General features: G+C 66.3%; 9 protein-coding genes. 4 read left to right on the top strand and 5 right to left on the bottom strand.

What is annotated here, in order from left to right; all coding sequences use genetic code 11:
* The first annotated feature begins 2 nt into the window (after positions 1-2).
* Genes ACKY0W_RS19395 through ACKY0W_RS19385 form a run of 3 tightly spaced genes read left to right on the top strand, consistent with a single transcriptional unit; the run spans position 3 to position 2,529 of the window.
* Positions 3-974, top strand: coding sequence for a bifunctional MaoC family dehydratase N-terminal/OB-fold nucleic acid binding domain-containing protein (locus ACKY0W_RS19395; protein ID WP_409435412.1), 972 nt, complete (start codon positions 3-5; stop codon positions 972-974).
* Entirely contained in the window at positions 971-1,372 is a 402-nt protein-coding gene (locus ACKY0W_RS19390; RefSeq protein WP_409435411.1) for a MaoC family dehydratase, read from the top strand. Before ACKY0W_RS19395 ends, ACKY0W_RS19390 begins: the two co-directional genes overlap by 4 nt.
* On the top strand, positions 1,372-2,529 hold the full coding sequence (locus ACKY0W_RS19385; protein WP_409435410.1) for a lipid-transfer protein: 1,158 nt from the start codon (positions 1,372-1,374) through the stop codon (positions 2,527-2,529). Before ACKY0W_RS19390 ends, ACKY0W_RS19385 begins: the two co-directional genes overlap by 1 nt.
* A 66-nt stretch (positions 2,530-2,595) precedes the next feature.
* Here ACKY0W_RS19385 and ACKY0W_RS19380 read toward each other — a convergent pair whose 3' ends face one another.
* From ACKY0W_RS19380 to kstD, 5 genes are all read right to left on the bottom strand, one after another.
* Entirely contained in the window at positions 2,596-4,077 is a 1,482-nt protein-coding gene (locus ACKY0W_RS19380) for a PPE domain-containing protein (protein WP_409435409.1), read from the bottom strand.
* A gap of 402 nt (positions 4,078-4,479) precedes the next feature.
* Entirely contained in the window at positions 4,480-6,285 is a 1,806-nt protein-coding gene (locus tag ACKY0W_RS19375) for a PE family protein (RefSeq protein WP_409435408.1), read from the bottom strand.
* Between the two features lie 296 nt (positions 6,286-6,581).
* On the bottom strand, positions 6,582-8,099 hold the full coding sequence (locus ACKY0W_RS19370; protein WP_409435407.1) for a PPE domain-containing protein: 1,518 nt from the start codon (positions 8,097-8,099) through the stop codon (positions 6,582-6,584).
* 876 nt (positions 8,100-8,975) lie between these two features.
* A complete protein-coding gene (locus ACKY0W_RS19365; protein ID WP_409435406.1) occupies positions 8,976-9,836 on the bottom strand; it encodes a MaoC/PaaZ C-terminal domain-containing protein in 861 nt (286 codons plus the stop codon).
* Positions 9,837-9,838: 2 nt separating this feature from the next.
* Complete coding sequence (gene kstD, locus ACKY0W_RS19360; RefSeq protein ID WP_409435405.1) at positions 9,839-11,521, bottom strand: 3-oxosteroid 1-dehydrogenase; 1,683 nt, start codon at positions 11,519-11,521, stop codon at positions 9,839-9,841.
* Between the two features lie 264 nt (positions 11,522-11,785).
* Here kstD and ACKY0W_RS19355 point away from each other — a divergent pair, with 264 nt between their 5' ends.
* The gene (locus ACKY0W_RS19355) at positions 11,786-13,045 is read left to right on the top strand and encodes a cytochrome P450 (RefSeq protein ID WP_409435404.1); all 1,260 of its coding nucleotides are present in this window, start codon (positions 11,786-11,788) and stop codon (positions 13,043-13,045) included.
* The last annotated feature ends 1 nt before the right edge of the window (position 13,046 follow it).

Raw genomic sequence — 13,046 nt, 5'->3', positions numbered from 1 at the left:
TGATGACCGACATTTCCTCCGGGATCGAGCAGATACTGGCGTCGGGCCGCAGCAAACCACGGACCGGCCGGGATCCGGTGAACCAGCCGATGATTCGCCATTGGGTCGACGCGATCGGCGACGCCAACCCGATCTATACCGACGAGGCAGCCGCGCGGGCCGCGGGTCATCCCGGAGTCGTCGCTCCGCCGGCCATGATCCAGGTGTGGACGATGATGGGCCTGGGCGGGGAGCGTCCGGCGGACGATCCGCTCGGCAAGGTCATGGAACTGTTCGACGGCGCGGGCTATGTCGGCGTGGTGGCCACCAACTGCGAGCAGACCTACCACCGCTACCTGCGCCCCGGCGAAGAGGTCAGCGTCACCGCGGAGGTCACCGACATCGTGGGCCCCAAGAAGACCGGCCTGGGTGAGGGGTACTTCGTCACTCAAAAGATCCGCTGGTGGGTAGGCGAAGAGAACGTCGCCGACATGAATTGGCGCATCCTGAAATTCCTGCCCGCCGATAAGGAAAACGCGGGCTCCTCAACCGCGGTGCCCGAGGACCTCGACCCCGACAAGATGATGCGCCCGTCATGGTCACGGGACTCCCAGTACTTCTGGGACGGGGTGGCCGCACACGAGCTGCGCATCCAGCTCCGCCCGGACGGCAGCCTGCAGCATCCGCCGGTGCCGGCGGTCTGGAAGGACAAGACGGAGACCACCGACTATGTCGTTTCCAGCGGTAAGGGAACGGTGTTCAGCTACGTGGTGCACCACGCGCCCAAGGTCCCCGGCCGCAGCCTGCCGTTCGTGATCGCGCTGGTCGAGCTCGAGGAGGGCGTGCGCATGCTCGGTGAGCTCCGCGGCGCCGACGCGGCATCGGTAAAGATCGGAATGCCTGTCCGCGCAACCTATCTCGATTTCCCCGCCAGTGATGTCGGTCCGGCGTGGTCGCTGTACGCCTGGGAGCCTGTGGAAGGAGACGGGGCATGAGCGCTGCGACTGTCGACGTGGGCACCAAGCTGCCCGAACTGAAGATCTACGGTGACCCGACTTTCATCGTCTCCACGGCGATCGCCACTCGCGACTACCAGGACGTGCACCACGACCGGGACAAGGCGCAGGCCAAGGGCTCCAAGGACATCTTCGTCAATATCTTGACCGACACCGGCCTGGTGCAGCGCTACATCACCGACTGGGCGGGATCCAACGCGGTGATCCGTTCGATCGGGCTGCGGCTGGGTGTGCCGTGGTACGCCTATGACACCGTCACCTTCTCCGGTGAGGTGACGGCGGTGGAAGACGGCCTGGTCACCGTGAAGGTCGTGGGCAGCAACAGTCTTGGTGACCATGTGATCGCTACCGCCACTCTCACCCTCGGGGAGGAATGATGCTGTCCGGTAAGGCGGCTATCGCCGGAATCGGCGCCACCGACTTCTCCAAGGAGTCCGGGCGTAGCGAACTGCGTCTGGCGGCCGAGGCGGTGCTCGACGCCCTCGACGATGCGGGCCTGAAGCCCGCCGACGTCGACGGCCTGGTCACCTTCACCATGGACTCCAACCTGGAGACCGCCGTCGCGCGTGCCACCGGGATAGGTGAGCTGACGTTTTTCTCCCAGATCGGTTACGGCGGCGGTGCCGCCGCGGCGACCGTGCAGCAGGCCGCCCTGGCGGTGGCGACCGGAGTCGCTGAAGTCGTTGTGGCGTACCGGGCCTTCAATGAGCGCTCGGAGTTCCGGTTCGGCCAGGTGATGACCGGTTTGACGGTCAACGCTGATTCGCGCGGCGTGGAGTACAGCTGGTCCTACCCGCACGGCCTGAGCACTCCGGCGGCATCGGTGGCGATGATCGCCCAGCGCTACATGCACGAATACGGCGCCACCAGTGCGGATTTCGGTGTGGTATCGGTGGCCGACCGCAAGCACGCCGCGACCAACCCCAAGGCGCATTTCTACGGCAAGCCGATCACGATTGAGGACCACCAGAATTCGCGGTGGATCGCCGAGCCGTTGCGGTTGCTGGACTGCTGTCAGGAGACCGACGGCGGGGTGGCGATCGTCGTCACCACTCCGGAGCGGGCCCGCGACCTCAAGCACCGTCCGGCGATCATCGAGGCGGCCGCACAGGCCGCTGGGGCCGACCAGTTCACCATGTACTCCTACTACCGCGAGGAGCTCGGGCTGCCCGAGATGGGCCTGGTGGGCAAGCAGCTGTGGTCGCAGTCCGGCCTGACACCGGCAGACATCCAGACCGCGGTGCTCTACGACCACTTCACCCCGTACACGCTGATCCAGCTGGAGGAGTTGGGATTCTGCGGCAAGGGGGAGGCCAAGGACTTCATCGCCGGCGGCGCCATCGAGCTCGGCGGCCGGCTGCCGATCAACACCCATGGCGGCCAGCTCGGTGAGGCCTATGTGCACGGCATGAATGGCATCGCCGAGGGTGTGCGCCAGCTGCGCGGTACCTCGGTCAACCAGGTCGATGGCGTCGAGCACGTGCTGGTGACCGCCGGGACCGGCGTGCCGACGTCGGGCCTGATTCTGGGCTAGCCGCCGTCGCTTCCCGCCGAACGTGAAGTTGGCTTCACGCTGGGTGGGAGGGGAACCCGGCACCGCTCAATCGTTGGTGGGTTCGCCCCAGCTCTCGGGCAACAGCGGAAGGGTCGGCCCGTCGTTGAGACCGCCGCTCGCCAGCGTGGTCAAACCCGTCGCGGGCAGACCAGGCTTGGCTTGCGCCGCAGCGAATCCCAGGCGACCGGCACTGCTGTCGGAGGCGCGAGTTGCGGCGTCGGGTCCGATGTCGGGGGTGTCGTCGGCATAGACGTAGATGTGCGCGTCCGCGTGACCGCGAGCGGCTCGGCGTCGGCGGGCCCGGGACCGATCCCGTGCCGAGGCGGCGGTGGCCGCATCCTCGGCGGCCGAGTCGGGATTCGATGCCTTCTTCACGGCATGGCGGCGGGCCACGGCGCTCACCTGGCCGGCGACGCCGGGAGGCCCGATCACATACGGGGGGAAGAACGCCGGGCTACTAGCGGCGGGGGGAGCGGCAGGCGGTGCCGCAGCCGGCGCTGCGCTGGTGGTCGGCGCCGAAATGGAGCCACCCGTGGCCGGTGCCGCGGCGGTGTTGGCGACGGTGGTGGACGAACCCGCCGAGCCCCCGGCGGTCAGCGGATTGGCCGGAGGTACGGCCTCGACGGCCAGCGGAACCGGGGCAGGCTGAATTCCGGCCAGTCCGGCCAGGCCGGCCGCCCAGCCCAGGTTGCCGATCGCCAGGCCCAGCGCGGGTTGCAGCAGCGCCGGCGCGAATTGGCTCAAGGTGGCGGCGAGCTGACTGGCGTGGAAGGTGACATCGGCCATGATCATGGGGAGATCGGTCAGTAGCGCGGCCGGGTCGGTCAGCAGATCGTTGATGATGAGTTTGGCCCACTCGCCCATTTCGCCGAAGACGTCTTTCCACCATTCCGGGTCGGTCGGATCCAGATCGCCGTCGTGGATCCCGTCGTGGTCGTGGTCGTGGTCGTGATCGTGGTCGTGGTCGTGATCGTGATCGGCCTCGGCATAGCCGACGATCGGCGGTGCCACGGCGAGCTGTGGGGCTGACGCCACGGCTGCGCCGGAGACCGCCTCGTAGGTCGCCATGGTGGTGGCGGCCTGGATCCACATCCGCACATAGTCGGCTTCGTTGACCGCGATCGGGATGGTGTTGACACCAAAGAAGTTGGTGGCGACCAAGATTCCGTGGATAGCGTGGTTGGCCGCCAGTTCGGGCATCGTGGGCATGGCCGTCAACGCGCTGATGTAGGCCGCGGCCGCCGTTTCATGTCGGGATGCTCGCGCGGCGCTGTCCGCGCTGGCCGTCGCCAACCAGGCCAGGTAGGGCAGGTGTGCGGCGAGATAGCGCTCGGCGCTAGGCCCCTGCCATGACGCTGCCTGGGTGGCTCCCAGCAGGTCCCGCAACGCCTCCGCGATCGCGGTGTACTCCAAGCTCAGCGACGACCACGCGCCGGCAGCAGACAACAATGCCCCGGGCCCCGGGCCGCTGCTCAGCGCAGCCGAATGCACCTCGGGGGGCGAGGCCATCCATACCGGCGCGGTCATGCCGGACAGATTATCCGAAGATGAAAGTCATTTTCAATTAGGGTTGCCTGGGTTCAGGCGGGCGCTGCCGGGAAACCTAGGCCGAAACAAGCTCCCCATCGTTGAGGATGACGGCGTCCTTCCGTGCCCGCGCCACCACATTGCCCACCAGTCGGCCGCTGTCTTTCCACTGAATAGTTGGGGTCGTCATGGTTGGGGCCGTCGTTTCGCCTGGCCGGGAACGTGACCAAACGGCGGGAGGTGCGCCGTAACACTAGCCTCGGAAGTTCATTGCTTGGCATCAGTAACACGGCGGGGGTGGCTGATCGACTTACCGAATGGCGGGAGGGCCCCGCACGGCCGGCGTGCGGGGCCCTCCCCGAAGGACCTCAGAGGCGGTGACTTCCGCCAGCGACTACGACGTTAGTGGTCGTGGTCGTGGTCGTGGTCGTGGTCGTGGTCGTGGTCATCGTCTTCGTCGGGATTGATGGGCGGTTCTTCCCCACTGTGGTCATGGCTGGAATCGTGCTCATGCCCGGCTCCGCCAGTACCACCGATACCTCCGAATGGTCCACTGGCCGGCCCACCCGCGATACCGGCTTCGCCCAACAACTCGCCGGAATCGCCGCCATGGCCGCCATGGCCGCCGGCACCACCAGGCGCTAGGGCCTCAACGCCGTTGCCGCCGCGACCGCCGGCTCCGCCGTCGCCACCGGCGCCGTGGGTGCCGATGTTGTTGCCGCCGTCACCGCCGGCCCCGCCGTTACCCGCTGCCCCGGAGATCACAGTAGTGTCCGGCAAGGTGATGGTCGCACCGGCAGAGTTGCCGCCAGCACCCCCGGCACCGCCGGCCCCGCCATCGCGTGTCTCACTGTCGCCACCGATTCCACCGGCACCACCGGCACCACCGATATGGGTTCCGTTGCCACCGGCACCACCGGTGCCACCGGCACCGCCGTGGACTGCGCTGCCGATTCCGCCGTTACCGCCAGCACCGCCAGCACCGGCGGTAATTCCGGCGCCGCCGTCACCACCGGCGCCGCCGCCACCACCGGTACTACCGTTTCCGCCGTAACCGCCCACGCCGCCAGCGGCTCCGTCCGAGAGGACGTCGGTGCCGTCGACGGCACCGGCTCCGCCACCGCCGCCGTCACCGCCGGCGCGCCCCATCCCTGCTGCCGTAGCGGCACCCGTGGTTCCGAAGGTGGTACCGAAGAGCGTGCGAGCCAGCCCGCCCTCGCCCGCAGCGCCGCCATTGCCGCCGTTTCCGCCGGCCCCGCCAGCGGTGGCCTCATGGATGAAGAGTTCGCCGTGATCATGGTCGTGGTCATGACTGTGCGCTACGGCGTCGGCGCCCTCGCCGCCGTCACCGCCGTAGCCGCCGTTGCCTCCGCGACCGGCAGCACCGCCGTGGCCGATGACCCACCCGCCGTTGCCGCCCGTTCCACCGACACCACCAACACCGCCGTCGCCGCCAGCACCGCCGACCTGGTCTATCTGTCCGTCAGCACCCGCTGCGCCGTTGCCGCCGGCGCCGCCCCTGCCGCCCGCACCACCGGAACCGTAGAAGTAGGCGTTCCCTCCCGCGCCACCGGCGCCGCCGACACCACCGTCGAGGCCGTCGGCGATGCTGCCATTCAGACCCAGGCCACCCACGCCGCCGGCGCCGCCGTCACCGACCAGCAGGCCACCCGATCCTCCTGCCCCGCCAGCAGTCGCTGCGACCAAGGTGTCACCACCGTAGTAACCGGTGGCCAGACCGACGCCGCCGATGCCCCCGTTGCCGATCAGCCCAGCATTGCCGCCCGCGCCGGCGGCGCTCAGAACACCGTCGAGGTAGCTGGCGTCAGTGCCGGTACCACCGTCACCGAACAGGAACCCCCCGTCGCCCAGGTCGCCGATACCGGGCAGCCAACCGAACAGCGAGGTGTTGGCGCCAGCGAAGTCGTCGATTCCGTTGCCGATCAACAGCCGCCCGAATAGTGCCTCATAGAGGCCGAAGCCGTTGAGCAACTCAAGCAGCCCGGCATTGGCGGGGTCAACGAGGAATTCCTGTGCTCCAGCATGGAGATTGTCATAGGTCGCGTCAAAGACATTGGCCCAGCTAAAACCCGATTCCGCTGCCGAGCCGGGCACGTCCGTTGATAGGAAACTGGCATCGGTCAGACCGCTGACATCGGATAGCGTGCTGAAATCCGGCAGGTCGATGAGGAGATCGTCCGCGCGCACAACCGGCACTGATATCAATGGCGACATCCCAAATGCCAAAAGCGCACCAACTGTGCTACCTGCACCTATTGCGCGACGCAGCTCGTTGTTCTTCCGCCTTGTGTTGTTGTGATCACTCATCTACACACTCTCAATCTATGTTGGGACTACTGGTCAAATTGTTATGACTGCATATATGCAACGGTCCATATCTATCCGAAATCAGATATGGGTGGAGTCGCATATATACGCTTGGATATATGTATGCCTTAACACCCTGCTCTGCAAATTGTGGCGGTAATTTCACAGGCGGGCTATTAGGCATTGTCGTGCCAGCTTTCGGGTAGCAACGGGATTGTCGGCCCGCTACCGAAGTCATCACCGGACAAGGTGGTTAATCCCGCTGCAGGGGAATCCTCCTCGGTATGTGTGCCGGAGATCCCCAGCCCACCGGCGATACTGGCCGACACGCGAGTCGACAATGTGGGCTCGGGTTTAGGGAGTGCTGTGTTGTCGGCGTACACCTTGATGAATTCGTCTGCGTGCCCTGGTGCAGTTCGACGCCGCCGGCTTCTGGTCCGACTCCGTACGGCAGCGGCCGCCGTCGAGTCTTCGGTGGCCGGATCGGGATTCGATGCCTTGCTCGCGCTGCGGGAGCTGGCTTTGGCGTTGGCCCGGGTTACTGCGCCCGTAGGGCCGATAACGTACGGCGGGAAGAACCCCCCGCCTGCTGGCGGATGTGGAGCCGGTGGTGGCATCGGACTCGGTGGAGCGCTGGTGGGAACCGAAGCCGGCGAAGGCGTGCCGACAGTCGTGGACGCTGGAGCGGGTGGTGCACCCAACGACGCGCCGGTTGCAGGTGTGGTCGGGGCGATCGGTTCGGCGCCGACCGGGACGGAAGCCGGCTGAATTCCGGCTAGGCCTGCCAGGCCGGCAAGGCTCGCCGCCCAACCCAGGTTGCTGATGGACAAGGCCAGCGCCGTCTGCAGCAGCGCCGGGGCCAGCTGGCTAAGCAGCGGCGCGAGCTGGGCGGCATGGAACGTCAGGTCGGCGATGATCCAGGTGAGGTCGGTCATGAACGCGCCAGGATTGGTCAGCAGGTCGATCAGCAGCACTTCGGCGTAGTAGCCCAGTTCGCCCCATACGGCCACCCACCATCTCGGGTCAGTCGGATCCAGGCCCTCGCTGGCGTGATCGTGGTTGTGACCGCCATCCAGGTCGTCGTCGTCGTTGTGCTCGTGCTCGTGCTCGTGCTCGTGGTCGTCGTGCTCGTCGTGCTCGTGGTCGTCGTGACTGTGGTCGACGATCGTTGGCGCTACAGCCGGCTGCGGCGCCGAGGCCAATGCTGCGCCGGACACCGCTTCGTAGGTGGCCATAGTGGTCGCGGCCTGGACCCACATTCGGAGGTAGTCGGCTTCGTTGAGCGCTATCGGAATGGTGTTGATGCCGAAGAAGTTGGTCGCGACCAATACACCATGGCTGGCGTGATTAGCGGCCAGCTCTGCCAACGTCGGCATGGTCGCCAGCGCGGTGACGTAGGCCGCAGCCGCTGCTTCGTGCAGGGAGGCATGCGCGGCGCTGTCGGCACTGGCTTTGGTCAGCCACGCCAGGTACGGGAGATGCGCGGCGAGGTAGCTCGCGGCGCTGGGTCCCTGCCATGCCCCGGCCTCGGTGGCGGCCAACGATTCCCGCAGCGCTTCGGCGATCGCGGTGTACTCAAGGCTCAGCAATGACCATGCGCCGGCGGCGGACAACAGTGGGCCGGGCCCAGGGCCGCTGCTCAACGCAGCTGAATGAACCTCTGGAGGAGATGCCATCCACATAGGCGCGGTCATAGAGCTCACCATACTGAAAATGAAAATCATTATCAATAACGATAAGAGTTGTGCGCTGGCCGTGGACGCCGAGGACTCCTAGTGGACACGTGACTGGTGGTACTGCTGTTCCCGTGAGGCGGATGTCCGTATGTCGGGCAAGCGCAAGACGTACGCCCCGGCGTTTCAGGGGCAGGCGGGCCGCCTGGTAGTCGAGACCGGTCGGCCCGTGCCCATGTGGCCGCCGAGATCGGTGTGGGTGAGCAAGCGTTGGGCCGCTGGGTGCGCCCCGCCGGCGAGGTGTCCGACGCCGACAATAATGGTGTGGCGCTTAATGCTGACGAGCGTCCTGAGCGGGTGCTGTTGAGCGAAGAGAACGCTGAATTGCGTTCGGGCCGGCAGCTTTTGAAAAATCCGCAGCTTCGTCGCCTCCGAACGGAACGGTGGAAGCGTACCGGCTCATCGAAGTCGAGAAGGTCAACTTCGCCACCGTGCCGATGACCGGCGTTTCCATGACGTCTCCGGTCAGGTGTACGGCGCACCGCGATCCGGGCTGATCTGCAGATCCGAGTGAGGACGGGGAAGTCATTTCCGGTAAGACCGCGGCAGCCTCCATGTGTCGGCAGCGGCTGGCCGGAATCAGCCCACGGCGGTTCGTTCCGGTGGCCACCCTCGTCGATCTCGACGCCCACCGGCCCACCGGCTTGGTAGATCGCCCATTCGATCAGGGGCGCTCGAGGTGAGCCCTGGACATACCCACTTCCTCCCAGCGAACCCGTGCACCGCTGTCTCGGGTGTCCACTGAAACTGAAGGCTCAATCACATGACAGACTCGCTCATCCCGGCCGTGACCACTCCAAGCCACGCTCACCAGAAGCCCGTTTCAGGTCGAAGTAGCTATGCCGTAACAAGCTCCACATCATTGAGGATGGCGGCATCGTCACGCGAGGGTGCGATCACGTTGCCCACCAGTCGATCGCCGTCTTTCCACAGCCGGGCCCGCAGCGTCTCGCCGGGGAAGACCACGCCGGCGAACCGGGCGCCGAAGGAACGGACCGCGCCGGCGTCGCCGTCCAGCGCGGTGTCCGCCGCTGCCTTGCAGGTCATGCCGTAGGTGCACAGGCCGTGCAGGATCGGCCGGTCGAAGCCCGCCGCGGCCGCGAACGCCGGGTCGGAGTGCAGCGGGTTGCGGTCGCCGCAGAGCCGGTAGAGCAGTGCCTGCTGCGGGGACACAGGGATGTCGACTTCGAAATCCGGTGCCCGGTCGGGCAGTTCGCTCGACGTCGACGGCCCGCGCTCGCCGCCGAAGCCACCCTCGCCGCGAGCGAAGATGGACCGGTGCTGCGTCCACAGTGGCGTGCCGTCGGTGCTGGTCACCGAGGTCTCGAGCACCACCACGGCAGCCTTGCCCTTGTCCCACACCTCGACGATCCGGCTGATCGCGCGGGCGCTGCCCGATGGAGGCAGTGGCGCGGGCACGGTCACCTTCTCCGAGGCGTGCAGGATCTTGGCCAGGTCGATCTCAACACCGGGCCAGCTCACCTTCGGCGGGTCCACCTCGTTGAACGAGGCTGCGACGCAGCCGAAGGTCGGTAGTACCTGCGGCTTGCCGTCCACCACATAGCTCAGCTCCCGCGGATCCATCGGGTCCGATCCGGCGCCCAGGGCCAGGTTGTAGAGCTGCACATTGGTTGCGGTCCAGGAGAATTCGACCTGGCCGAACTCCGCTCCCAGTGCGACGTCGAGATCGATCGCCATATCTAGGCCTTTCCGGCGATGTCGAGGGCGGCCAGGTAGCCGAACGTCATGGCGGGTCCGATGGTGCCGCCCGGTCCGGGGTAGGTGTGGCCCATCACCGGTGCGCTCACGTTTCCGGCCGCATACAGCCCGGCGATGACGCTGTCGTCGTCGCGCAGTGCCCGGCCGTTCACGTCGGTGCGGATCCCGCCCTTGGTGCCCAGGTCGCCCGGCACCATCTTGGCCGCGTAGAACGGGCCCTGTGCGATCTGGCCCAGGTTCGGGTTCGGCTTGTTGGTCGGGTCGCCGTAGTAGCGGTCGTAGGCGCTCTCGCCGCGGTGGAAGTCCTCGTCCACACCGGTGCGGGCGAACTCGTTGAACCGCTCGACGGTCGCGGTCAATGCGGCGGCCGGAACGCCGGTCTTGGTCGCCAACTCCTCCAGGGTGTCGGCGGACACGATCACGCCGGACTCCAGCCATTTCTTCGGAATCCGTTGGCCCGGCTGCAAACCCGCGAAGATGAAGTTGTTGCGGTAGCGCTGGTCGAAGATCAGCCAGGCCGGGATGTTCTCGCCGGGCCCGGCGCCCTGGCCGTATTGGCCGCCGTACATGTGGTGGCAGGCCTCCACGTAGGGCATCGACTCGTTCATGAACCGCTTGCCGGACATGTTCACGATGATCGATCCGGGCGAGTTGCGCTCCGACAGCGCGAACCATGGCGACCCGGGCAGCGGCACCGTCGGGCCCCACCAGGAATCCTCCATGATGTCCAGTGCTGCACCGAGCTTCTCGCCGGCCAGAATGCCCTCGCCGGTGTTGGCCTTCGCGCCCACCGTCCACTCGGTGGTGATCGGGGCGCGCTGGTACTTCACCCGCATCTGCTCGTTGTGTTCGAATCCGCCGCTGGCCAGGATGACCCCACGCCGGGCGCGGATCAGCTGGGGCTCCGCCGATTCGGAGTCCTGGGCTCCGCGGACGTAGACGCCGGAGACCACGCCGTCTTCGACGTAGAGATCGGTCAGCGCGGTGTTGAGCTGCACCGGAACGCCGGCCTTACGCAGCGCGAGGCGCAGCGGTGCGATCAGGGCCCGGCCCATGCCGACCAGGTTCTTGCCGGTGGCCTGGGCCCACATGGTGCGGGCGCCGACCTTCAGGCTGCGCAGCACCCCGCGCGGGTGGCGCTTGAGCTGGTTGAGCCGGACGTAGTCCTGTTGCATGACAACCACGTTCAGCGGGACCTTGCCGTAGGCCGGCTCCAGACCGGACATGTCGGCGCCGAGTTTCTTGGCGTTGAACGGCTTGGGCTCGATCGAACGGCCGGTGGGCTTGCCGCCCGGCTGCTCGGGGTAGTAGTCGGCGTAACCGGGGACCCAGCACATCTTCAGCGGCGAGTTCTTCAGCACGAACGACAACATCTCCGGGCCGCGCTGCAGGTAGGTGTCGATCTTTTCGGCCGGAACCACGTCACCGACGATGGTGTGCAGATAGGTACGGGCGGCGTCGGCGGTGTCTTTTACGCCAGCGCGTGCAAGCACCTCGTTGTTGGGGATCCACACGCCGCCACCGGAACGAGCGGTCGAGCCGCCGTAGTGGGCGGCTTTCTCGATGACGATGGTGGACAGTCCCTGGTGGGCGGCAGTGAGGGCGGCGACCAACCCGGCGCCGCCGCTTCCGACCACGACGACGTCGTATTCCTGTTCGGCCATGTAGAACACGTTATAGAATTGCCCTGCCCGGGCGCCAGTTGGCTGGCCCTATTGCTCGGGCGCCCCCCGGGCAAGCGTTCCCTACCCTGCTGGTAACCCCGCGGTTCCGGCCAGGTCAGGCCCACTTCACGCAGCAGTAGAACGTGTTCTAGTTTTGCCCCGAATGCAGGGCCTTTCTGCCCTTTCGCCTGAGGTAAAGGCATGCTTTACTGACGCGAGAACGTATCGTTTTCTCCTGCGGATCAGTAGTGAGGAGTTGTCATCGTGGCCAGCCCTACTATCTCGTCAGCCACCGGCATTCCGGCCGGTTTCGACCTCACCGACCCGGAAATCTATGCCGAGCGACTGCCCGACGAGGAGTTCGCCGAACTGCGGCGCAGCGAGCCGATCAAGTGGATCGCGCAACCCGACGACAAGAGCGGCGGATTCAAAGACGGCGGTTACTGGGCTATCACCCGGCACGAGGACGTCAAGGAGATCTCGCGGCTCGACGACGTGTTCTCCAGCGAGCGCAACGGCGCCATCCCCAGGTTCCATGACGAGACAACCCGTGAACAGCTCGACGCGCAGCGGATCCTGATGCTCAACCAGGACGCGCCGAAGCACACCCGGCAGCGGCGCATCATTTCCCGGGGTTTCACGCCTCGGCACATCTTGCCGCTGCACGATGACCTGCAGGCGCGGGCGCAGGCGATCACCAAGGAGGCATTGGCTCGGGGGAGCGGTGACTTCGTGGTGGAAGTGGCTTCGGAGTTGCCGCTGCAGGCGATCGCGGGGCTGATGGGGGTGCCGCAGGAGGACCGCGGCAAGTTGTTCGACTGGACCAACCAGATGACGTCGTACGACGACCCGGAATTCGCGCACTACGACCCGGCGGCCTCGGCGTTGGAGATCATCACCTACGGGCTCAAGCTCGCGGAGCTCAAACGCCAGAACCCCGGTCCCGACATCGTGACAACGCTGGTTGAGGCCGATGTCGACGGCGAGAAGCTGGGTGATGACGAGTTGGGTTACTTCATCATCCTGTTGGCGGTGGCCGGCAGCGAGACCACCCGCAACTCGATCACCCAGGGGATGATGGCGTTCACCGAGCACCCTGAGCAGTGGGAGCTGTTCTGCAAGGAACGCCCGGCGACCACCGCCGATGAGGTGGTGCGCTGGGCCACGCCGGTGACGTCGTTCCAGCGCACCGCAACCCGTGATCACAACCTGAACGGCACGCTGATCAAAGAAGGTCAGCGGGTGGTGATGTTCTACCGGGCGGCCAACTTCGACGAGACTGTGTTCGACAAGCCGCAGGAGTTCAACATCTTGCGTGACCCCAACCCGCATGTCGGTTTTGGCGGCACGGGTGCGCACTACTGCATCGGTACGCACCTGGCACGGATGACCATCGGGTCGATCTTCAACGCGATCGCCGACAACATCCCGAACCTCAAGCCCCTGGAGCGCCCGCAGCGGCTGCGCTCAGGCTGGCTCAACGGCATCAAGCACTGGAACGTCGACTACACCGGCGGTCGGTGAT

This window comes from Mycobacterium sp. SMC-14 (genome assembly GCF_046250075.1).
Lineage (GTDB): Bacteria > Actinomycetota > Actinomycetes > Mycobacteriales > Mycobacteriaceae > Mycobacterium.
The sequence above is the reverse complement of the archived record's forward strand: the minus strand, read 5'-3'. Positions and strand labels throughout refer to the sequence as shown.

Coding starts and splice junctions, on each gene's coding strand:
- ACKY0W_RS19395 (WP_409435412.1), top strand. CDS start 3: ATGACCGACATTTCCTCCGGGATCGAGCAGATACTGGCGTCGGGCCGC.
- ACKY0W_RS19390 (WP_409435411.1), top strand. CDS start 971: ATGAGCGCTGCGACTGTCGACGTGGGCACCAAGCTGCCCGAACTGAAG.
- ACKY0W_RS19385 (WP_409435410.1), top strand. CDS start 1,372: ATGCTGTCCGGTAAGGCGGCTATCGCCGGAATCGGCGCCACCGACTTC.
- ACKY0W_RS19380 (WP_409435409.1), bottom strand. CDS start 4,077: ATGACCGCGCCGGTATGGATGGCCTCGCCCCCCGAGGTGCATTCGGCT.
- ACKY0W_RS19370 (WP_409435407.1), bottom strand. CDS start 8,099: ATGACCGCGCCTATGTGGATGGCATCTCCTCCAGAGGTTCATTCAGCT.
- ACKY0W_RS19365 (WP_409435406.1), bottom strand. CDS start 9,836: ATGGCGATCGATCTCGACGTCGCACTGGGAGCGGAGTTCGGCCAGGTC.
- kstD (WP_409435405.1), bottom strand. CDS start 11,521: ATGGCCGAACAGGAATACGACGTCGTCGTGGTCGGAAGCGGCGGCGCC.